The sequence below is a fragment of the Janthinobacterium aestuarii genome (assembly GCF_046113285.1).
GTDB lineage: Bacteria > Pseudomonadota > Gammaproteobacteria > Burkholderiales > Burkholderiaceae_D > Janthinobacterium.
This window is the reverse complement of the sequence record NZ_CP142524.1, coordinates 3725003-3745293: the sequence shown is the minus strand read 5'-3', so window position 1 is coordinate 3745293 and position 20291 is coordinate 3725003. Positions and strand designations below refer to the sequence as shown.

Below are 20291 nucleotides of genomic sequence, written 5' to 3'. Positions count from 1 at the left end.
GTGGTCTCCAGATAGCTTTATTATTTGTTTATACAGTGACGACGCGCTGTTCGCGCCACGACAGCGTTGCCGCCTCGGCCAGTTCCAGTGCCTTCAAGCCATCGTGGACGGTGGTGCGCAGCGGCGTGCCGTGGGTGAGGGCGTCAAAGAAGTGCGCCATTTCCTGCGCGTAAGCCACGCGGTAGCGTTCCAGGAAGAAATCTTCCGGCTTGTCCACGCTGACGTTCACCGAGCCATAGGCCGTCACTTCCGTCGGCTTGTGGTTGCCCGCCTGCAGCATGCCGGCGCTGCCCAGCACTTCGAAGCGCTGGTCGTAGCCGTAGGCGGCGCGGCGCGAGGCATTGATCTGGCACAAGCGGCCCTTGGCCGTGCGGATGGTGACGACGGCCGTATCGAGGTCGCCCGCCTCGCCGATGGCAGGATCGACGAGGCAGCTGCCCGTGGCGTGCACGCTGACGGCTTCATCGTCGAGTATCCAGCGGAAGATGTCGAAATCGTGGATCAGCATATCCTTGAAGATGCCGCCCGACACCTTGATGTAGCTCACGGGCGGCGGACCGGGATCGCGGCTGGTGACGACCAGCAATTCCGGCGTGCCGATTTCTCCCGCTTCAATCCGTGTCTTGACGGCATGGAAGGTGGGGTCGTAACGGCGCTGGAAGCCCAGCATGCACAGCACCTTGGCTTCCTTGACGGCAGCGGCGCAGGCGCGTGCCCGGTCGATGGTCAGATCGACGGGCTTTTCGCAAAAGATGGCCTTGCCGGCAGCGGCCGAGCGCAGGATCAGGTCCGCGTGCGTGTCCGTGCTCGAGGCGATGACGACGGCCTTGATGGCCGGGTCGGCCAATGCCGCCTCGACAGTCGCGCTGCTGCCGCCATGCAGGCCGGCCAGCGCGGCCGCCGCTTCCTGGTTGACGTCGACCACGTACTTGAACTGTACGCCGGGCTGGGCAGCCAGGTTGGCCGCGTGGATTTTGCCGATGCGTCCGGCGCCGAACAACGCTACTTCAATCATCATGTTCTCCTGGGGTGTGGATTTCTTCGATGTCGAGCTCTAATTTGTAGGCCAGCGCGATGAACAGCGCCTGGCACAGGCAGATGGTGCTGGTCAGCGAGCGGAAGGCGAAGGCGCTGCCCTCGGTGACGGTCAACAACGCGTCGGCGGCCCGCGCGAGCGGCGCCAGTTTGCTGTCGGTAATCACCAGGACCTTGGCGCCCTTGTCTTGCGCCGCCTTGATGCACTGCTGGGTTTCCTTGCCGTAAGGCGAGAAACTGATGGCGATCGCCACATCGCGTTCGCGCACGCTGCGCATCTGTTCGCGGTGCATGCCGCCCAGTCCGCTAATCAGGTGCACGCGCTTGTCCGTGTGTTCGAGCGCGTAGGCGATGTAGGAGGCGATCGGGAAGGACCGGCGCACGCCGATCACATAGATGTTTTCCGCCTTGAGCAACAGGTTGACGGCCGCTTCCAGTTGCGCGTCGTCGAGTCCGGCGGCCAGGTCGTCGAGGCCGGCGCGGCTGGCGCCGACGAACTCGCGCGTCAGGTCGCCCGCGCTGAGGGCCGCGTCGCGCGTGGAAATGAGCTTGCGGATGCGCTGCTGGTAGTCGGGCGTGGCGCCGGCCTGGTCCGTGTACGCCTGGCGGAACACATCTTGCATTTCGGAAAAGCCCGTGTAGCCGAAGCGCTGCGCGAAACGCACGATGGCCGACGGCTGCACGTCGCAGGCGGCGGCGATGTCGCTGATGCGCTCGAGCATCAGGCTGGCCCGGTGCTTTTCAATGTATTGCGCGATGACTTTCAGCTGGCGCGACAGGTTGTCGTACTCGGCGGCAATGTGCTGCATCAGCTGTTCGATGGGGGCGGTGGCTGCCATGATTTTTTTCCTCGGTGTGCTTGCTGGGCCGCGATGACGTATCAATTCCGTGCGGCTGGTTCTGGCGAGAATTATAGGAGGGAATCTTGAAAATAGAAACGAATTTCTATTTAAATTTATTTTGAAAATTTTATTGCATTTGTCTTTTTTGTGGCCTAAGCTGTGCGCAGTGCATCGGTTCGCGTGCCGCAAGGCCAGGCCGGTGACACCCTTCATAAAAGCTCGCAACTATAAAAATTAATCCGTCTAGGAGACATTCATGCATAGCAATAAAAGCAAGGGTTTGATGAAGTGCCTGGCCATCGCCAGCCTGGGCCTGAGCCTGGGTTTGAGCACGGGCGCCAGCCATGCTGCCGGCGAGAAATTCGTCATGGTCAGCCATGCGCCGGACTCCGATTCCTGGTGGAATACCATCAAGAACGCCATCAAGCAAGCCGGTGAAGATTTCAACGTGTCCGTCGACTACCGCAATCCGCCGAATGGCGACCTGGCCGACATGGCGCGCCTGATCGAGCAGTCGGCCGCGCGCAATTACGATGGCTTGATCGCCGACATCGCCGACTTCAGCGTGCTGCAAAAGCCGCTGGGCACGGTCGTGGCCAAGAAAATCATGCTCGTGACCATCAATTCGGGCACCCTGGCGCAAAGCGAACAGTTGAAAGCCATCATGCACGTGGGCCAGCCCGAGTATGACGCGGGCCTGGGCGCCGGCAAGCGCGCCAAGGAAGCGGGCATCAAATCGTTCGTGTGCGTGAATCACTATGCGATGAATGCATCGTCGTTCGAACGCTGCCGCGGTTTTGCCGATGCGCTCGGCGTCGACTTCAAATCGTCCACGCTCGACACCAACGGCGTCGACCCAGGCGTGATCGAAAGCAAGGTCAGCGCCTATCTGCGCAGCAATCCGAAGACCCAGGCCGTGCTGGCGCTGGGACCGGATTCGGCGCCGGCCGCCATGCGCGCCGTCGAAAAGCTGGGTCTGAAAGGCAAGATGTACTTCGCCAGCTTCGACTTGTCGGAAGAAATCGCCAAGGGCATCAAGGATGGCAGCATCCAGTTCGCCATCGACCAGCAGCCCTACCTGCAAGGCTACATTCCCGTTGCCGTGATGGCCATCATGAAACAGCAAAAAATCACTGACCTGGCCAAGGTCAAGGAAATCCTGATCGCCAATCCGAAATACCAGGCGCGCCTGGCCGAATACGGCCTGACGCCCATCTACGGCCCGCGCCACATCAGCTCCGGCCCCGGTTTCGTGACCAAGGAAAACATCGCCAAGGTCGAAAAATACGCCGGTCAATACCGCTAATCCACACAGTCGCCACCAGGAGTTCCCCAGCGCCGCACCGCCTCCCGCGGGCGGCGCATGGCAGGAACACGCCTGGCGCCAGCGATGCTGGCAGGAAAGTAATCGGAATTGGTAACAAGTATCACTGAAAGGACTTCGTATGACTGCGCTCAAATCCAGCCTGGCTAGCCCCGGCATGAATCCTCCTCCGCCTCCCGGCGCCTCCAGCAAGCCAGTTGCCGCCGCCGACGAGCGCGTGGGCACGACCAGCTGGGTCAAACGGTTTTTTGGCCGCCCCGAGTTTGCCTCGATTTCCGGCGCGGTGCTCGTGTTTGCCTTCTTCGTCATCACGGCCGGCGATTCCGGCATGTTCAACCTCGATGGCGTCGTCAACTGGATGCAAGTGGCGTCCTACCTGGGCATCATCGCCATCGGCGCCTGCCTGTTGATGATCGCCGGTGAATTCGACCTGTCGATCGGCTCCATGATCGGCTTTGCCGGCATGATGATCGCCATCCCGACGATTTATTTCCACTGGCCATTGTGGGCCGCCATCGTGTTCGCCTTCGCCGGTTCCATGGCGCTGGGCTGGCTCAACGGCTACATCGTCATCAAGACACGCTTGCCATCGTTCATCGTGACCCTGGCATTCCTGTTCATCCTGCGCGGCCTGACCCTGGCCCTGTCGATCATGTTCGCCAACCGCACCATCGTCAGCGGCGTGGGCGACCTGGCGGCGCAGGACTGGCTGGCCAGCCTGCTGTTCCACGGCAACGTCGCCACCGGCCTGTTCCAGTGGATGGGCGCGCATGGCTGGATCGCCGTGCTCGACGACGGCTCGCCGCTGGTGAAAGGCGTGCCGAAAGTCATCGCCTGGTGGCTGGTGCTGGCCGCCGGCGCCGCATTCGTCTTGTCGCGTACCCGTTTCGGCAACTGGATGTTTGCCGTCGGCGGCGACGCCAACGCGGCCAAGAATGTGGGTGTGCCGGTGCGCAAGGTCAAGATTTCCCTGTTCGTCTTCACGGCCTTCTGCGCCTGCCTGTTTGCCACCTTGCAAGTCTGCGACGTGGGTTCGGCCGCCGCCGACCGCGGCATGCAAAAGGAATTCGAAGCCATCATCGCGGCCGTCATCGGCGGCGCCTTGCTGACGGGCGGCTACGGTTCCGTCGTCGGCGCCTGCTTCGGCGCGCTGATCTTCGGCGTGGTGCAGATTGGCATCACTTATACCAACATCAATTCGGACTGGTTCCGCGTATTCCTCGGCGTGATGCTGCTGATCGCGGTGCTGTTCAATAACTTTGTACGCTCACGCGTCACGGAAGCGAGATAAATCATGAGCGAATATATTCTTGCCCTGGAAAATGTCAGCAAGCGCTTCGGCTCCGTGCTGGCCTTGCAAAACATCACCATGCGGTTGCGCGAGGGGGAGGTTCATTGTTTGCTGGGCGATAACGGCGCCGGCAAGTCCACCCTGATCAAGACCCTGGCCGGCGTGCACAAGCCCACCGATGGCCAATACCTGGTCGATGGCAAGCCCGTCGTCTTCAATTCGCCCAGCGAAGCGCTGGACATGGGCGTGGCCACCGTCTACCAGGATCTGGCGCTGGTGCCGCTGTTGTCCGTGGCGCGCAATTTCTTCATGGGCCGCGAGCCGATGAAAAAACTGCTGGGCCTGGTGCCCGTGATGGATATCGACTATGCGGCCGATACGGCGCGCGACAAGCTGGCCGAGATGGGCATCATGGTGCGCGACCCGCACCAGGCCATCGGCACCATGTCGGGCGGCGAAAAGCAGTGCCTGGCCATCGCCCGCGCCATCCACTTCGGCGCCCGCGTGCTGATCCTCGATGAACCGACGGCCGCCTTGGGCGTGAAACAATCGTTCAATGTGCTGAAACTGATTTACAAGGCGCGCGAGCGGGGCATTTCCGTGATCTTTATTACGCATAATGTGCACCATGCGTATCCGGTCGGCGACTCGTTCACGTTGTTGAACCGGGGCAAGTCGCTGGGCACCTTCACCAAGGATACGGTGAGCAAGGATGCCTTGCTGGACATGATGGCGGGCGGTGCGGAAATGCAAACGCTGATGAGTGAACTCGACGGTGTCACGATTTAAGGATAGCCATGAATAATTCCACACAATTTGCCCAGGGCCGCGCGCTGGACGTGATCTGCCTGGGCCGCCTGGCGGTGGACCTGTACGCGCAGCAGATCGGCAGCACCCTGGAAGACGCGACGAGCTTTGCCAAATACCTGGGCGGCTCGTCGGCGAATATCGCCTTCGGCACGGCCCGGCTGGGCTTGAAATCGGCCATGCTGTCGAAGGTGGGCGACGACCACATGGGCCGTTTCCTCACCGACACCTTGGCGCAGGAGGGCTGCGACGTCAGCCACGTCGGCATCGACCGCGAGCGGCTCACGGCCCTCGTCATGCTGGGCATCAAGGACAAGAACACCTTCCCGCTGATCTTTTATCGCGAAAATTGCGCCGACATGGCCATCGACGCATCGTCGGTGGATGCGGCTTTCATTGCGTCGAGCAAAGCCTTATTAATCACCGGCACGCATTTCTCGACTAGCGCCATGCACGCCGTCAGCACGCAGGCATTGCAGCTGGCGCGCGCCAATAACGTGCGCACCGTGCTCGACATCGATTACCGGCCCGTGCTGTGGGGCTTGTCCGGCAAGGCGGACGGCGAAACGCGTTTCGTCTCGAACGAAGGCGTCACCAAACATCTGCAGGCGATCCTGCCGCAGTTCGACCTGATCGTCGGCACGGAAGAGGAATTCATGATCGCCGGCGGCGGCGTTGATATCATGGCGTCCCTGCGCGCCGTGCGCAAGGTGAGCAGTGCAACCCTGGTGGTCAAGCGCGGGCCGCTGGGCAGCGCCGTCATCGACAACGTGGTGCCGGCCAGTCTGGATGACGCGTTTAACTACCGCGGCGTGCGCGTGGAAGTCTTGAACGTGCTTGGCGCGGGCGACGCTTTTCTTTCCGGTTTCCTGAAAGGCTGGCTGCGCGGCGAGGATTACGAGGCATGCTGCCGCTATGCGAACGGCTGCGGCGCCCTCGTCGTGTCGCGCCACGGCTGCGCGCCGGCCATGCCGTCGCCCGTCGAGCTCGACTATTTCCTGGCCAATGCGGCCAAGCTCACGCAGCCGGACCAGGACGCGACCTTGTCGCGCCTGCACCGCACGACGGTGGCGCGCCCGCAGTGGAACGAGCTGTGCGTGTTTGCGTTCGACCACCGCACGCAATTTTTTGAGCTGGCGCAACAAACCGGCGCGCCCGAAGCAGCCATTGCGGCCTTGAAGCAATTGATGGTGCAAGCCGTGGCGCAAACGGAAACGGCCTTGCAACTGGCCGGCAAGACAGGCGTGCTGATCGATGGCCGCTATGGCGTCGACGCGCTCAACGATGCGACGGGGCGCGGCTGGTGGATAGGTCGTCCCGTGGAATTGCCCGGTTCCAATCCGCTGCAATTTGACTGGGGCCGCTCCATCGGCTCGCACCTGCTCAGCTGGCCGAAGGAACACGTGATCAAGTGCCTGGTGCAGCTGCATCCGGACGACGCCGTGGAAAACCGCCTGGAACAGGAAGCGCAGATCAAGGCCTTGTACGATGCGGCGCAAGTGAGCGGTCACGAACTGTTGCTCGAGGTCATACCGTCGGAAGCCTTGCCGCACAGTGACGATACTGTCTTGCGCGCCGTCAAGCGCCTGTACAACCTCGGCATCTACCCGGAATGGTGGAAACTGGAAAGCATGTCGGCCCAGCAATGGCAAGCCATCGATGCCCTCGTGCACGAGCGCGATCCGTATTGCCGTGGCGTCGTCTTGCTGGGCTTGAACGCGCCCATCGCCGCCCTGGCCGACAGTTTTGAGCAAGCCAGTGCCAGCACCACCTGCAAGGGTTTCATGGTGGGCCGCACCATCTTCCAGGAACCGAGCCGCCGCTGGCTGGCCGGCGAACTCGACGATGCTGGCCTGATCGCCGCCGTGCGCGCCAATTTCGAGCAGCTGATCAGCTTGTGGCAGCGCACGCGCAACCGCCTGGAGCGTGCGGCATGACCACCACCACGATCCGCCTGACCATGGCGCAAGCGCTGGTGCGCTATCTGTCGGTATTGCGTACCGAGGATGGACAGCCTTTGTTCGGCGGCGCCTTCGCCATCTTTGGCCACGGCAACGTGGCGGGCCTGGGCGAGGCGCTGTACCAGTACCGCGAGCAATTTCCCACCTACCGCGCCCACAATGAACAGGCGATGGCGCACTCTGCCATCGCCTATGCGAAAGCCCACATGCGCCGGCGCATGATGGCCGTCACCAGCTCCATCGGTCCGGGTGCGACGAATCTGCTCACCGCCGCCGCGCTGGCCCACGTCAACCGTTTGCCTGTGTTGCTGTTGCCAGGCGACGTGTTCGTCTCGCGCGCGCCGGACCCGGTGCTGCAGCAGCTGGAAGATGGCACGGACGGCAGCGTCTCGGTCAACGATGCCTTCAAACCGCTGTCGCGCTATTTCGACCGCATCGTGTATCCGGAGCAATTGCTGACCGCCTTGCCGCGCGCGATCGCCGCCTTGACGGACCCGGCCGCTTGCGGCCCCGTGACCTTGTCTCTGCCGCAAGACGTGCAGACGATGGCGTATGACTATCCGGCCGACTTTTTCGAACCGAGAGTCGTGCGTTTCCGCGCCGTGCCGCCCGTCGAGCAGGAACTGGAAGAGGCCGCGTTGCTGTTGAAAAATGCAAAACAGCCGCTGATCGTCGCCGGCGGCGGCGTGCTGTACGGCCAGGCCGGCGCCGCCTTGCAGGCGTTTGCCGAACGCCACGGCATCCCCGTGGCGGAAACCCAGGCCGGCAAGAGTTCTTTACCGTGGGACCATCCTTTGCAGCTGGGCGCCATCGGTGTCACCGGTTCGCCCGCCGCCAACGCGCTGGCGGCGCAGGCCGACGTGGTGCTGGCCGTCGGCACGCGCCTGCAGGATTTCACGACAGGATCGAACTCCCTGTTTGCGCAGGCGCAACTGCTCAGCCTGAACGTCAACAACTTTGATGCGCTGAAACGCCGCGGCCTGGGTGTACAAGCGGACGCGACCCTGGGCTTGCAGGGCTTGTCGCAAAGGCTGGCGCACTGGAATAGCGCGGGCCAGTGGCTGGAGCGCGCGCAGCAGGCGGCGCATGCCTGGCGCGATACCGTGCTGGCCATTACGGGCAAACGCGAGGTGGCCGGCTTGCCGTATGACGGCGAAGTCATCGGCGCCGTGCAGCGCTCTTCAGCGGACTCGACCAGCAACGATATCGTCGTCTGCGCGGCAGGCACCTTGCCGGCGGAGTTGCATAAACTGTGGCGCACGTCGGCGCCGGGCGGCTACCACATGGAATACGGCTACTCGTGCATGGGCTATGAGATTGCCGGCGGCCTCGGTGTCAAGATGGCGCAACCCGAGCGCGAAGTCATCGTCATGGTGGGCGACGGCAGCTATCTGATGATGAATTCGGAAATCGCCACCTCCGTCATGCTCGACAAAAAACTCATCATCGTCGTGCTCGACAACCGGGGCTATGGCTGCATCAACCGATTGCAGCAGGCCTGCGGCAATGCCTCGTTCAACAATATGCTGCCCGACAGCGCACCGCCTATCGACTTCGCCCTGCATGCGCAATCCTTGGGCGCGCTGTCCGAACATGTGGCCTCGATTGCCGAACTCGAACAGGCCATGCTGCGCGCCCGGGCAGCTTCCCGCACGTATCTGATCTGCATCGACACGGACGACACGCGCACGACCGAGGAGGGCGGCTGCTGGTGGGAGGTGGCCGTGCCCGAGGTCTCCACCCAGTCCGGCGTGCAAGCTGCGCGTGCCCGTTATGAAAACGATCGCCTGAAACAAAGGAATTGAAATGACTACCTGGAATGTACGTATCGGCATCAATCCGATCTCGTGGATGAACGACGATTTACCGAGCCTGGGCGGCGAAACGCCCCTGGAAACGGCGCTGAAGGAAGGCGCCGAGATCGGCTACGTGGGTTTTGAGCTGGGCAACAAGTTTCCGAAAGATGCCCCGGCCCTGAACGCTGTGCTGGGCAAATATGGCCTGGCGTGCGTCTCCGGCTGGTATTCGGGCCGCCTGGCGCACCGCAGCGTCGAAGACGAGATTGCCTCCGTGGCGTCACACTTGCGGCTGCTGGCCGACAGCGGCGCCACCGTCATGGTGTATGGCGAAGTGGCCGACGCCATCCAGGGCGAAGCGCGTCCCTTGTATAAACGCCCGCGTTTCCAGTCCGCCCAGCAATGGCAGGACTACGCCGATAAACTCACGGCCTTTGCCGCCCACCTGCTGGCGCACGGCGTGCGCCTGGCCTACCACCACCACATGGGCGCCTACGTGGAAACGCCGGCCGACGTGGATCAACTGATGGCCTTGACGGGGCCGGAAGTGGGCTTGTTGTTTGATACGGGTCATATCACCTTTGCCGGCGGCGACGCGCTGGCGGTGCTCAATAAACATATCGACAGGATTTGCCACGTGCATTGCAAGGATGTGCGCCCGAACGTGGTGAAACTGGCCCGCAATGGCCACTGGAGTTTTTTGCAGGCCGTCATCAATGGCGCCTTCAGCGTGCCGGGCGACGGCTGCATCGACTTCCCGGCCATCCTGACGCGGCTGTATCTGCATGGCTACGCGGGCTGGCTGGTGGTGGAGGCGGAGCAGGACCCGGCCGTCGCCCCCAGCTACGCATACGCGAAGATGGGCCACGATTACCTGGCGCGCCTGGTCGATGCGATTCCGCGCCTGGGTCGGGAGGCGGCATGAGCCCGCTGCTGGTCAAAGCAGGCAAGGCCGGCGGCAAGATTGTGGAAGTCACGCCCGCATCGGCCGGCTGGACGCACGTGGGCTTTGCCGCCCACCGCCTGGCGGCGGGCGAGGTCTTGACGCTGGAGACGGGCAGCCGCGAGCTGTGCCTCGTCGTGCTGACGGGCACGGTCACGGTGCGGGCGGGCGATCACGTCTGGGAAGGCATCGGCAAGCGCGCCAGCGTCTTCGAGGACGTCTCGCCCTACGCCGTGTATGTGCCGCTGGACACCACGGTGCGTATCACGGCCGTGAGCGCCGCCGAGGTCGCCCTGTGCAGCGCACCGGCCACGACGCACCGCCCGGCGCGTCTGATCGAGCCATCGAGCATGACGCGCTCCGTGCGCGGCAAGGGCGCCAACACGCGCTATGTGTGCGACATCCTGCCGCAGACGGAAGCAGCGGACGGCTTGCTGGTGGTGGAAGTCGTCACGCCGTCCGGCCACTCGTCCAGCTATCCGCCCCATAAACACGACAGCGACAATATTCCGCAGGAAAGTTCGCTGGAAGAAACGTATTATCACCGGCTCAATCCCGAACAGGGCTTTGCCTACCAGCGCGTCTACACGGATGACCGCTCCATTGACGAAGCGATGGCCGTGGAAAACCACGACGTGGTGATGGTGCCGCGTGGCTACCACCCCGTCACCGTGCCGTATGGCTACGACGGCTATTACCTGAACGTGATGGCCGGCCCGAAACGCGTGTGGCACTTTAAAAACGACCCGGCCCATGACTGGCTGATGACGAAATAACCAAGGACAAGACAATGACGACCCCGATGATCGGCCACTTTATTGGTGGCAACCCCATGGCTTCGCGCACCGAGCGCACGAGCGATGTGTTCAATCCCGCCACGGGCGCCGTGACGGCCAAGGTGGCGCTGGCCACGCCTGCCGAACTGAACGCGGCCGTGGCTGCCGCCCATGCGGCCTTTCCCGCCTGGTCGCAAACCTCGCCCCTGCGCCGCGCCCGCGTCATGTTCAAATTCAAGGAGTTGCTGGAGCAAAACGCCGACAAGCTGGCCGCCCTGATTACGGCCGAACACGGCAAAGTCTTCACGGATGCGAAAGGCGAAGTGACGCGCGGCATCGAAGTGGTGGAGTTTGCCTGCGGCATCCCGCAGATGATGAAGGGAGAGTATTCGGAACAGGTGGCCGGCGGCATCGACGCCTGGTCGATCCGCCAGGCGCTCGGTGTCTGTGTCGGCATCACGCCGTTCAACTTTCCCGTGATGGTGCCGATGTGGATGTTCCCGATGGCGATTGCCTGCGGCAATACCTTCGTATTAAAACCGTCCGAGCGCGACCCGTCGGCCAGCCTGCTCCTGGCGCAGCTGCTGACGGACGCGGGCTTGCCGGACGGCGTCTTCAACGTGGTACAGGGAGATAAAGAAGCCGTCGACGGCTTGCTGCACCACCCGGACGTGCGCGCCGTCAGCTTCGTCGGTTCCACGCCGATCGCCGAGTATATCTATGCGACGGGCTGCGCGCAGGGCAAGCGCGTGCAGGCGCTCGGTGGCGCGAAAAACCACATGGTCGTCATGCCGGACGCGGACATTCCCCAGACGGTCGATGCCCTGATGGGCGCCGCGTTCGGCTCGGCCGGCGAGCGCTGCATGGCCATTTCCGTCGTCGTGGCGGTGGGCAATGTGGCGGACCAATTGGTGGAAGCCCTGGTGCCGCGCATCGCGGCATTAAAGATCACGCAGGGCATGGATCTGTCGGCCGAGATGGGACCCGTGGTGACGCAGGTGCACAAGGAGAAGATCGCCGGCTATATCGCGCAAGGTGTGGAAGAGGGCGCCAAGCTTATCTGCGACGGGCGCGGCTTCGTCCTGCCAGGCCACGAGAAAGGTTTTTTCCTCGCCGGCAGCCTGTTCGACCACGTCACGCCCGAGATGACGATCTACAAGGAAGAAATCTTCGGCCCCGTGCTGTGCATCGTGCGCGTGCCCGATTTCACGGCGGCGCTGGACCTGGTCAACGCGCATGAATACGGCAACGGCACGGCCATCTACACGCGCGACGGCAACACGGCGCGCGAATACACGCACCGGGTGCAGGTCGGCATGGTCGGCGTGAACGTGCCGATCCCCGTGCCGATGGCCTTCCACAGCTTCGGCGGCTGGAAGCGCAGCCTGTTCGGCGACCACCATGCGCACGGCCCGGAATCGGTGCGTTTCTATACGAAGCAGAAGGCGGTGACGCAGCGCTGGCCGGCCTCGACGGCGGCCGGGGCGGAGTTTGCCATGCCGACCCTGAAGTAATTCCGCTGTAAAACCGGCTGGTTCGCTTCTTGCTTACTGCAATGGTTGTGTTTAGCCATTGCAGATCGCTCCCATGACGTCCAGCCGTACCCAGCCTTTGCGCATCGTCGTCGTCAACACTATTGTCGAGCACGGCGTGCACGAGAATGCGGCCTTGGCTGCCCAAGTGCAGCGCGGCAATGCCTTGCGCATCGGCTTGCTGGAATCGGGCTACGACATCGTCGCCTCCCTGCCAGCCGACCTCTACCTTCCTGAGCGCATCGCCCAACTGCAGCCTGATCTCATCATCATCGACGCGGAATCGGATGCGCGCGACGTGCTCGAGCACATCGTCATCGCCACGCGCGACGAGCGCCGCCCCATCGTGCTGTTTACGGAAGACGGCGCCACGGCCAGCATCGACGCGGCCATGGCGGCCGGCGTCTCCGCCTACATCGTCGCCGGCTTGCATGCCGAGCGCATCTTGCCCGTGCTGAACGTGGCGCTCGCGCGCTTTCGCCAGGAAGAAAAATTGCGCGCCGAATTGCTCGACACGCGGCACAAGTTGCTGGAGCGCAAGGTGATCGAGCGGGCCAAGGGCCTGTTGATGACGCACCACGGCTTGACGGAAGAGCAGGCATACCAGCGCCTGCGCAGCATGGCCATGAACAAGAAACTCAAGCTGGCAGAGATTGCCCAGCGCATTCTCGACGTGGAGGACTTGTTGGGATGAATCGTCCATTTCCTGACACATGCTGGTGCAGCGCACCATTGCGGTGCGTTTCCAGCCGCCATGAAGCGGGCAGGTACGGGCACGCTCCTTGCTGCTGGAAGGTGAGAGCCTTGCCCACAGCGGCACGGCAAAACAGTATTTATCGGCAAGGAATGGTATGACAGAGAAAATGGCAGACAGTGCCCAGGTGATGCGGACCCTGCAGCCGGAAAGACAGACGATACGCATCGGCTACCTGCCGCTGACCGATTGCGCCTCGCTGGTGATGGCGTCGAAGCTGGGTCTCGATGAAAAATACGGCATCAAGATCGAACTGAGCCGCGAGATGTCGTGGGCCGGCGTGCGCGATAAACTGAACAATGGCGAACTCGATGCGGCCCACGTGCTGTACGGCCTTGTGTATGGCGTGCAGATGGGCATCGGCGGGCAGCAGCGCGACATGGCCGTGCTGATGAATCTCAATCACAGCGGCCAGGCTGTCACCGTGTCGGCGGCGCTGGCGCGCGAGGGCGCCCACGATGGTCCCACCCTGGCGCGGCATATGCGCGCCACGGCGCGGCCGTTTGCGTTCGCGCATACTTTTCCGACCGGCAACCACGCGATGCTGCTGCAATACTGGCTGGCCGCGCAGGGCATCGATCCGCTGCGCGACGCGCGCGTGATGACGGTGCCGCCGTCGCAGATGGTGGCCGCCTTGCGCGCCGGCCAGATGGACGGCTTTTGCGCGGGCGAACCGTGGGGCTACAAGGCCATCGTCGATGGCGTGGGCGTGACGGCAGCCGCCAGCGGCGCCATCTGGCCCGACCATCCGGGCAAGGTGCTGGGCACCAGCGCCGCGTTTGCGCAGCAGCATCCGAACAGCTGCCGCGCCCTCATCGCCGCCGTGCTCGAGGCGGGACGCTGGATCGATGCCAGCGATACCAACCGGCTGGCCATGGCGGCCACTCTGGCCGAGCCCGCTTACCTGAACACGCCTCAGGAAACGCTGGCGCCGCGCATTCTCGGCCATTACCAGGATGGCCTGGGCAAGACCTGGGACGAGGCGCACGGTTTGAAGTTCTACGGCGATGGCACGGTGAATTTCCCGTATCTGTCCGACGGCATGTGGTTCATGACCCAGCACCGGCGCTGGGGCTTGCTGCGCGATGAACCCGATTATCTGGCGGTGGCAAGGCAAGTCAACCGCATCGACCTGTACCGCCAGGCGGCGGAGATGACGGCCACGACCGTACCAAAAGCCCCCATGCGCAGCTCGACCCTGTGCGACGGCGTCGTGTGGGACGGCAGCGCGCCGGAAGCGTACGCGGCATCGTTTGCCATCGGCCATTTTTTCTGACTGGAGAGTGCATCATGGCGCAATGTGGAAGTGTGACACTGGTCGGCGCCGGTCCCGGCGACCCGGACCTGTTGACGATCAAGGCAGTAAAGGCCATCGCGCGGGCAGACGTGGTGCTGATCGACGACCTCGTCAATCCGGCCGTCCTTGCCCATGCGGCACAAGGCGTGCGCGTGGTCGAGGTGGGCAAGCGGGGCGGCTGCGCCTCCACGCCGCAAGCGTTCATCGAACGGCTGATGCTGGCCGAGGCCCGCGCCGGCCTGCACGTGGTGCGGCTGAAAGGGGGCGACCCCTATCTGTTCGGGCGCGGCGGCGAAGAGCGCGCTTATTTGCGCAGTCACGGCGTGGCCGTCGAGGTGATCCCCGGCATCAGCAGCGGCCTGGCCGCGCCGTCCGGCATCGGCGTGCCGCTCACGCACCGCGCCTGGAGCCAGGGCGCCATCTTCGTCACGGGCCACGGCAAGGATAGCGCCTCGGAGCCGAACTGGGCGGCCCTGGCGCAGAGCAAGCTCACCCTCGTCATCTACATGGGCGTGGCCAGGGTGACGGCCATCCAGGCCGGCTTGCTGGCCGGCGGCATGGCGCCCGGCACGCCCGTGGCCGTGGTGCAATCGGCCAGCCTGCCGGCCCAGCGCCAGTTGCTGAGCACTTTGCAGGAGCTGCCCGACGACCTGCAGGCCAGCGGCCTGGGCAGCCCCAGCATCATCGTCGTGGGCGACGTGGTGCGCTGCGCCGATGCCTGGGATGAGCATGGTGCCTTGCACGCCGCCTGCGTCTGAGCCTGTCCGCGCCTAGCGGATCGGCAGGGCCACGGGACGGATGGGCGCCGCGTCGCCGCCACGGAATTTCAAGGAAGCGCCGATGAAGGCGAACTGGTACACCTTGTCGCGCGACAGCGCTTCCAGGTCGACCAGTTCCAGGATGGGCGTGCCCTGCTGCGCCAGCAGATAGGTGTGCACAGGCAGGTAATTGTTCGCCACTTCGGACGGAAACGTCTCGAAACTGAGGTTGTCCGCGCCCACCACCATGGCGCCGCCATCTTCCACGAGGAATTTCGCCGCATCGAGCGACAGGCCGGGCGGATTGGCCATGTAGGCTTGCGCCTGCTCATAATGCTGCATGCGGCCCGTGCGTATCAGCACCACGTCGCCCTTTTCCAGCGTGACCTTCTGTTGCGCCAGCGCCGCGCGCAAGTCTTGCCGCGTCACCCGGTAATTATCGGGCAGTTGTTTGAGACCCTTGGCCACGGCCACGTCGATCAGCACGCCGCGCGCCACGATCGGCGGCAATTTCTCCGCGCCCGTCACGGTCCAGCCCCGGTCTCCCAGGTAGTGTTCCTCCGTAAAGCCATTCCAGATCTTGCCGTTCAGGCCGAAGTGGTTCAGGGCGTCGATATGCGTGCCCATGTGCGCATACATGGACACGGCCGAGCCCGTGTAGCTGACGTGGCGGTTCATCTGTTCGCCCACCTGCATGGAATCGGCCACCACGTTGCCTTTCGGCGTGTGCGTCATCCACATCTGGTAGGGTGGGTCGCCCGCCGCCTGCCAGCTGGGCATGCCGATATAGAAATCGACGGCCAGGTCATAGCTCTTGCCGCCGTCGATGCGCGCCAGAATGGCGGCGCGCGAGGCCGGCGTCATCAGGTTCAGGCGACCGATCTCGTCTTTCGGACCCCAGGGGCTGATGCCCACTTCGGGCAGGGCGGCCTGCACTGTCCCTCCGAGCAGGGCCAGCAGCAGGGCAGTCAGGGTGGCGGATGGTTTGAACATGGGGTACTCCTTGCGTGACATGAATAAAGAAGCCGCCATCATATTGTTTTTCATTTCAATGATAATCAGCGATAAAATAATAAGATATTCAACTGTAGAGAAATAATGATGGATGTCCTGGCGCACATGCGCGTGTTTCGCAAGGTGGTCGAGCGCGACAGCTTCAGCAAGGCGGCGCTGGATTTGAATCAGTCGGCGGCGGCCATCAGCAAGCAGGTGCGCCAGCTCGAAGCGCGCCTGGGCACACTGCTGCTGGTGCGCACGACGCGGCGCATGAGCTTGTCGGACGGCGGGCGTGCCTACTATCTCGAATGCTGCCGCCTGCTCGACGAGGTCGATGCGCTGGAACTGGCCACGCGCGGCTGTACCGGCAAGGTGGCGGGGCGGCTGCGCGTGAATGCGCCGCTGTCGTTCGGCCTGAAGGTGCTGTCGCCCTTGCTGCCGGACTTCATGGCCCGTTATCCGGACGTCAAGATCGAGATGACCCTGGACGACCGCCTGCGCGACGTGGTGGGCGAGGGCTATGACGTGTCGCTGCGCATCCGCGCCGCGCTGGCCGATTCGTCCCTGGTGGCGCGCCGCCTGGGCGACGTCGAGCAGATGATCTGCGCAGCGCCGGCCTATCTGGCGCGGCGCGGCACGCCGCGCCAGGCGCAGGATTTGCACGGCCACGATTGCCTTGCTTACCGCCTGGCCGACAGTCCCGGCGTCTGGCAGCTGGCCGGCCCGGAGGGGCCGAGCAGCATCGTGCTGCCCGTGCGCTTTTCCGCCGACAGCAGCCTGCTGCTGGCCGATATGCTGGTGGCGGGCATCGGCGTGGGGGCGCTGCCGTCGTTCGTCGCCGCGCCGCTGCTGGCCAGCGGCGCCCTGGTGCGCGTACTGCCGTCGCACGGCATGGCCAGGCGCGGCGTGTATGCCTTGACGCCCGACGGACGCCACGTGCAGGAAAAGGTGCGCGCCTTTTGCGACTTCCTGGCCGGGGCGCTGCAGGGGGGCTAGGCACCCGGTGTTTTCCAGTGCAACCATCCTGCGCGCTTTTTTTCTTGCGCAAGCGCGTCGGGCATGAGCTTTGATAGTATCCTCGTACTTGCTGGGCGGCCGGAGCGCCGCACATTCGAGGAAACCGGAATAAGCGATCGACAATGCACACTTTGAGCAAGGGCGGGGCGGTATCGGGCTTCAGGATATGGGCGGGCGGCGTGCTGCTGGCCCTGGCGGTGGGCGGTGCCCTGTATGCGGGCGCGGCGCGCACGGTCAATGACGACGCCGAACAGCGTTTCGACAATCTCACGCATGGCGCCCAGCATAGCCTGATCACGCGCGTAAAAAGCTATTCCGACCTGCTGCGCGGCCTCGAGGCCCTGTTCCGCACCAGCGAGCACCTGACGCGCCGCCAGTTCCACGATTACGTGGCCGGCCTCGATATCGTGCGCCAGTTCCCGGCCATCGAATCGGTCAACTACGCGGCGGCCGTCCCGTCGGCGCAGCGCGCCGCCTTCATCGAGGCCGTGCGCCGTGACACCAGCCTGGCGCCGCGCGGCTATCCCGCTTTCACCATCCGGCCTGCGGGCGAGCGGCCTGAATACACGGTGCTCACCTACCTGGAGCCCGATTCCCTGCTGGCCGAACGCATGGGCGTCGATATCGGCGCCAACCCGCTGGTGGCGCAGTCGCTGGCGCAGGCCCGCGACAGCGGCCAGGTCAGCGCATCGGGGCAGGTGATCATGATCAAGGGGCCGCCCGCGCATATCGGCCTGGGCATGCGCCTGCCCGTGTACCGCAATGGCATGCCGCAGGGCAGCGTGGCCGAGCGCCGCGCCGCCTACCAGGGCTCCGTCGGCATCGGCTTTGGCGTGGCGCAGCTGGTGCACAGCGCGCTCGAACGCAGCGCCCTGGAACCGCTGCACCTGACCCTGTACAGCGCGGCCGACCCTTTGACGGCCAGCGGGTCCCTGTCCATCACGCCGCAGGACCGCCTGCTGTTCAACGATGACGGCGACCTGGCGGCGGCGCCGCCGCAACCGGGCAGCGATGCCGACTATTTCGACCAGGTGCTGCCCGTCGCTTACCAGGGCGGCCTGTGGAAAGCCCATTTCCGCGTGCGCAAGGCGGAGCTGTACAGCCCCTTCGACCGCTATTTTCCATGGCTGGCGCTGGGCGTCGGCGTGGCCGGTACCCTGCTCATTTACGGTTATATCTTTACCTTGTATCGGTCGCGCCGCAGCGCGGTGGCGCAGCGCACCCTGCTCGATACGGTGCTCGACAGCGTCGACGCCTACGTCTACATGAAGGATGCCGACCTGCGCTACCGCTACGTCAATGCGCGCACGGCAACCATCCTCGGCCGTCCCGCGGAGCAGCTGATCGGCCGCCAGGATGGCGAGTTGATGCTCGGCGATGCGGCGGCCGCCGCGCAGCTGACGGAGCGCCAGGTCTTCGACAGCGGCGCCAAGTTCGTCGGCGAGGAGCGCTTCGTCGATGCGCAGGGCCAGGTGCATCACCTGTGGAGCGTGAAGGTGCCGCTGGGCTTGCCCGGTCCCGTCACGGGCCTGATCGGCCTGTCCACCGACGTGACGGAACTGCACCGCCTGAAAGAGCAGGCCGACGCGGCCAGCCAGGCCAAGAGCGACTTCCTGTCGAACATGAGCCATGAAATCCGCACGCCGATGAACAGCATTATCGGCATGGCGCACCTGGCGCTGAAATCGGTGGCCGATGCGCGCCAGCGCGACTATCTGCAGAAAATCTTCCATTCGGGCCAGCATTTGCTGGGCCTGATCAACGACATCCTCGATTTTTCCAAGATCGAGGCGGGCAAGCTGGAGCTGGAGGTGCTGGACTTCCGTCTCGACACCCTGCTGGCGAACATCGCCAGCCAGCTGGGCGACGCGGCCGCCGTCAAGGGCCTGGCGCTGCAGTTCGATATCGCGTCCGAGCTGCCGCAGCGCTGGCGCGGCGACCCGCTGCGCCTGGAGCAGGTCTTGCTGAACCTGACCAGCAATGCCATCAAGTTTTCCGACAATGGCAGCATCTTCGTGCGCGTGCGCCAGTCCGAGGAGCGCGCCAGCCATGCCATGCTGCGCTTCGAGGTGCAGGACCGGGGCATCGGCATGAACCAGGAAGAGGTGGCGCAGCTGTTCCGCTCCTTCCACCAGGCCGACCCGTCGACCACGCGCAAGTATGGCGGCAGCGGCCTGGGGCTGGTGATCAGCAAGCAGCTGGTGGAGCTCATGGGCGGCAAGGTGGGCGTGTACAGCCAGCCGGGCCTGGGAAGCACCTTCTGGTTCACGGCGCGCCTGGAGAAGAGCGCGCAGGGGGCCGACGAGCGCATCGCCGAAGTAGAGCCGGAAGTGCTGGGGGTGATACGCGGCGCCTCCATCCTGCTGGTGGAAGACAACATCTTCAGCCAGCAGGTGGGCTGCGAGCTGCTGGAAGACGCGGGCGCCACCGTTTGCGTCGCCTGCAATGGCCGCGAGGCGCTGGAATTGCTGGCCCGCCAGCGCTACGACTGCGTGCTGATGGACGTGCAGATGCCGGAGATGGACGGCTTCGAGGCGACGCGCCGCATCCGCGCCGACCCGAAACTTGCCGGCCTGCTGGTGATCGCCATGACGGCCAACGCGGGCAGCGAAGACCGCGCCCGCTGCCTGGAGGCGGGCATGGATGAATTCGTGACCAAGCCGATCGCCCCGAATCTGCTGTTTCACCTGCTGGCGAAATGGTTTCGCCTGCGTGGCGGCATTGGCGGCATCGGCCGCGACAGGCTGGCGGCGGCACCGACACCGCCGACAGCGCCGCCATCGGACGCCGCGCCGGAATCGCGCGACACGGCCATCCTCGATCTGGCCACCCTGGCGCTCACGTTCAGCAATGACGCCGTGAAGATGCGCAAGTACACCCAGCTGTTTCTCGACACGGCGCGCGACGGCATCGCCGAAATGGAGCAAGCCATGGCGCTGGAAGACCTGGGGCGCCTGGCCGACCTGGGCCACCGCAGCAAATCGTCGGCGCTGGCCGTGGGCGCGCACGCTTTCGCCGCCCTGTGCCTGTCGATCGAAGGCTTGCGCCTGGGCGGCGACATGCAGCAGGCGCGCGCCTTGCTGGCGGCGCTCGGGCCGGCGCTGGCGCAGGTGGCGGAACAAATTTCCGTGGAATTTGCCGCCAGCGACGCCCCTTGAGGCA

General features: G+C 64.2%; 16 protein-coding genes. 13 read left to right on the top strand and 3 right to left on the bottom strand.

The window, feature by feature from the left end; genetic code table 11:
- Positions 1 to 28: 28 nt before the first annotated feature.
- Both iolG and OX462_RS16680 read right to left on the bottom strand, forming a co-directional pair.
- Complete coding sequence (gene iolG, locus OX462_RS16685; RefSeq protein WP_121669169.1) at positions 29 to 1015, bottom strand: inositol 2-dehydrogenase; 987 nt, start codon at positions 1013 to 1015, stop codon at positions 29 to 31.
- Entirely contained in the window at positions 1008 to 1874 is an 867-nt protein-coding gene (locus tag OX462_RS16680; RefSeq protein ID WP_034757651.1) for a MurR/RpiR family transcriptional regulator, read from the bottom strand. The genes iolG and OX462_RS16680 overlap by 8 nt, the downstream gene beginning before the upstream one ends.
- A gap of 259 nt (positions 1875 to 2133) precedes the next feature.
- Between OX462_RS16680 and OX462_RS16675 the strand changes: the two genes are divergently transcribed.
- From OX462_RS16675 to cobA, 11 genes are all read left to right on the top strand, one after another.
- On the top strand, positions 2134 to 3183 hold the full coding sequence (locus tag OX462_RS16675; RefSeq protein WP_070290740.1) for a sugar ABC transporter substrate-binding protein: 1050 nt from the start codon (positions 2134 to 2136) through the stop codon (positions 3181 to 3183).
- Positions 3184 to 3358: 175 nt separating this feature from the next.
- The gene (locus tag OX462_RS16670; protein WP_170933038.1) at positions 3359 to 4492 is read left to right on the top strand and encodes an ABC transporter permease; all 1134 of its coding nucleotides are present in this window, start codon (positions 3359 to 3361) and stop codon (positions 4490 to 4492) included.
- Positions 4493 to 4495: 3 nt separating this feature from the next.
- On the top strand, positions 4496 to 5281 hold the full coding sequence (locus OX462_RS16665; RefSeq protein ID WP_070218089.1) for an ATP-binding cassette domain-containing protein: 786 nt from the start codon (positions 4496 to 4498) through the stop codon (positions 5279 to 5281).
- A gap of 8 nt (positions 5282 to 5289) precedes the next feature.
- Positions 5290 to 7236, top strand: a complete 1947-nt coding sequence (iolC, locus tag OX462_RS16660; protein WP_409026579.1) for a bifunctional 5-dehydro-2-deoxygluconokinase/5-dehydro-2-deoxyphosphogluconate aldolase — start codon at positions 5290 to 5292, stop codon at positions 7234 to 7236.
- The gene (gene iolD / locus OX462_RS16655; RefSeq protein ID WP_409026578.1) at positions 7233 to 9065 is read left to right on the top strand and encodes a 3D-(3,5/4)-trihydroxycyclohexane-1,2-dione acylhydrolase (decyclizing); all 1833 of its coding nucleotides are present in this window, start codon (positions 7233 to 7235) and stop codon (positions 9063 to 9065) included. The genes iolC and iolD overlap by 4 nt, the downstream gene beginning before the upstream one ends.
- A gap of 1 nt (position 9066) precedes the next feature.
- Positions 9067 to 9981, top strand: coding sequence for a myo-inosose-2 dehydratase (gene iolE / locus OX462_RS16650; RefSeq protein WP_409026577.1), 915 nt, complete (start codon positions 9067 to 9069; stop codon positions 9979 to 9981).
- Entirely contained in the window at positions 9978 to 10775 is a 798-nt protein-coding gene (iolB, locus tag OX462_RS16645) for a 5-deoxy-glucuronate isomerase (RefSeq protein WP_409026576.1), read from the top strand. The genes iolE and iolB overlap by 4 nt, the downstream gene beginning before the upstream one ends.
- 14 nt (positions 10776 to 10789) lie before the next feature.
- Positions 10790 to 12289, top strand: coding sequence for a CoA-acylating methylmalonate-semialdehyde dehydrogenase (locus OX462_RS16640; RefSeq protein WP_409026575.1), 1500 nt, complete (start codon positions 10790 to 10792; stop codon positions 12287 to 12289).
- Between the two features lie 73 nt (positions 12290 to 12362).
- Positions 12363 to 13001, top strand: a complete 639-nt coding sequence (locus tag OX462_RS16635; RefSeq protein WP_409026574.1) for an ANTAR domain-containing response regulator — start codon at positions 12363 to 12365, stop codon at positions 12999 to 13001.
- Between the two features lie 157 nt (positions 13002 to 13158).
- Positions 13159 to 14337, top strand: coding sequence for a CmpA/NrtA family ABC transporter substrate-binding protein (locus OX462_RS16630; RefSeq protein WP_409026573.1), 1179 nt, complete (start codon positions 13159 to 13161; stop codon positions 14335 to 14337).
- A gap of 14 nt (positions 14338 to 14351) precedes the next feature.
- On the top strand, positions 14352 to 15116 hold the full coding sequence (gene cobA, locus OX462_RS16625; protein ID WP_409026572.1) for a uroporphyrinogen-III C-methyltransferase: 765 nt from the start codon (positions 14352 to 14354) through the stop codon (positions 15114 to 15116).
- A 12-nt stretch (positions 15117 to 15128) separates the two neighbouring features.
- Here cobA and OX462_RS16620 read toward each other — a convergent pair whose 3' ends face one another.
- Positions 15129 to 16109 (bottom strand): cyclase family protein, encoded by a 981-nt coding sequence (locus tag OX462_RS16620; protein ID WP_409026571.1) that lies wholly within the window; start codon positions 16107 to 16109, stop codon positions 15129 to 15131.
- Positions 16110 to 16217: 108 nt separating this feature from the next.
- On the opposite strand from OX462_RS16620, the gene OX462_RS16615 reads away from it, so the two are divergent.
- Both OX462_RS16615 and OX462_RS16610 read left to right on the top strand, forming a co-directional pair.
- Positions 16218 to 17108, top strand: coding sequence for a LysR family transcriptional regulator (locus OX462_RS16615; protein ID WP_070291252.1), 891 nt, complete (start codon positions 16218 to 16220; stop codon positions 17106 to 17108).
- Between the two features lie 143 nt (positions 17109 to 17251).
- The gene (locus OX462_RS16610) at positions 17252 to 20287 is read left to right on the top strand and encodes a CHASE domain-containing hybrid sensor histidine kinase/response regulator family protein (protein WP_409026570.1); all 3036 of its coding nucleotides are present in this window, start codon (positions 17252 to 17254) and stop codon (positions 20285 to 20287) included.
- Positions 20288 to 20291 lie beyond the last annotated feature (4 nt).

Coding starts and splice junctions, on each gene's coding strand:
- iolG (WP_121669169.1), bottom strand. CDS start 1,015: ATGATTGAAGTAGCGTTGTTCGGCGCCGGACGCATCGGCAAAATCCAC.
- OX462_RS16680 (WP_034757651.1), bottom strand. CDS start 1,874: ATGGCAGCCACCGCCCCCATCGAACAGCTGATGCAGCACATTGCCGCC.
- OX462_RS16675 (WP_070290740.1), top strand. CDS start 2,134: ATGCATAGCAATAAAAGCAAGGGTTTGATGAAGTGCCTGGCCATCGCC.
- OX462_RS16670 (WP_170933038.1), top strand. CDS start 3,359: ATGAATCCTCCTCCGCCTCCCGGCGCCTCCAGCAAGCCAGTTGCCGCC.
- OX462_RS16665 (WP_070218089.1), top strand. CDS start 4,496: ATGAGCGAATATATTCTTGCCCTGGAAAATGTCAGCAAGCGCTTCGGC.
- iolC (WP_409026579.1), top strand. CDS start 5,290: ATGAATAATTCCACACAATTTGCCCAGGGCCGCGCGCTGGACGTGATC.
- iolD (WP_409026578.1), top strand. CDS start 7,233: ATGACCACCACCACGATCCGCCTGACCATGGCGCAAGCGCTGGTGCGC.
- iolE (WP_409026577.1), top strand. CDS start 9,067: ATGACTACCTGGAATGTACGTATCGGCATCAATCCGATCTCGTGGATG.
- iolB (WP_409026576.1), top strand. CDS start 9,978: ATGAGCCCGCTGCTGGTCAAAGCAGGCAAGGCCGGCGGCAAGATTGTG.
- OX462_RS16640 (WP_409026575.1), top strand. CDS start 10,790: ATGACGACCCCGATGATCGGCCACTTTATTGGTGGCAACCCCATGGCT.
- OX462_RS16635 (WP_409026574.1), top strand. CDS start 12,363: ATGACGTCCAGCCGTACCCAGCCTTTGCGCATCGTCGTCGTCAACACT.
- OX462_RS16630 (WP_409026573.1), top strand. CDS start 13,159: ATGACAGAGAAAATGGCAGACAGTGCCCAGGTGATGCGGACCCTGCAG.
- cobA (WP_409026572.1), top strand. CDS start 14,352: ATGGCGCAATGTGGAAGTGTGACACTGGTCGGCGCCGGTCCCGGCGAC.
- OX462_RS16620 (WP_409026571.1), bottom strand. CDS start 16,109: ATGTTCAAACCATCCGCCACCCTGACTGCCCTGCTGCTGGCCCTGCTC.
- OX462_RS16615 (WP_070291252.1), top strand. CDS start 16,218: ATGGATGTCCTGGCGCACATGCGCGTGTTTCGCAAGGTGGTCGAGCGC.
- OX462_RS16610 (WP_409026570.1), top strand. CDS start 17,252: ATGCACACTTTGAGCAAGGGCGGGGCGGTATCGGGCTTCAGGATATGG.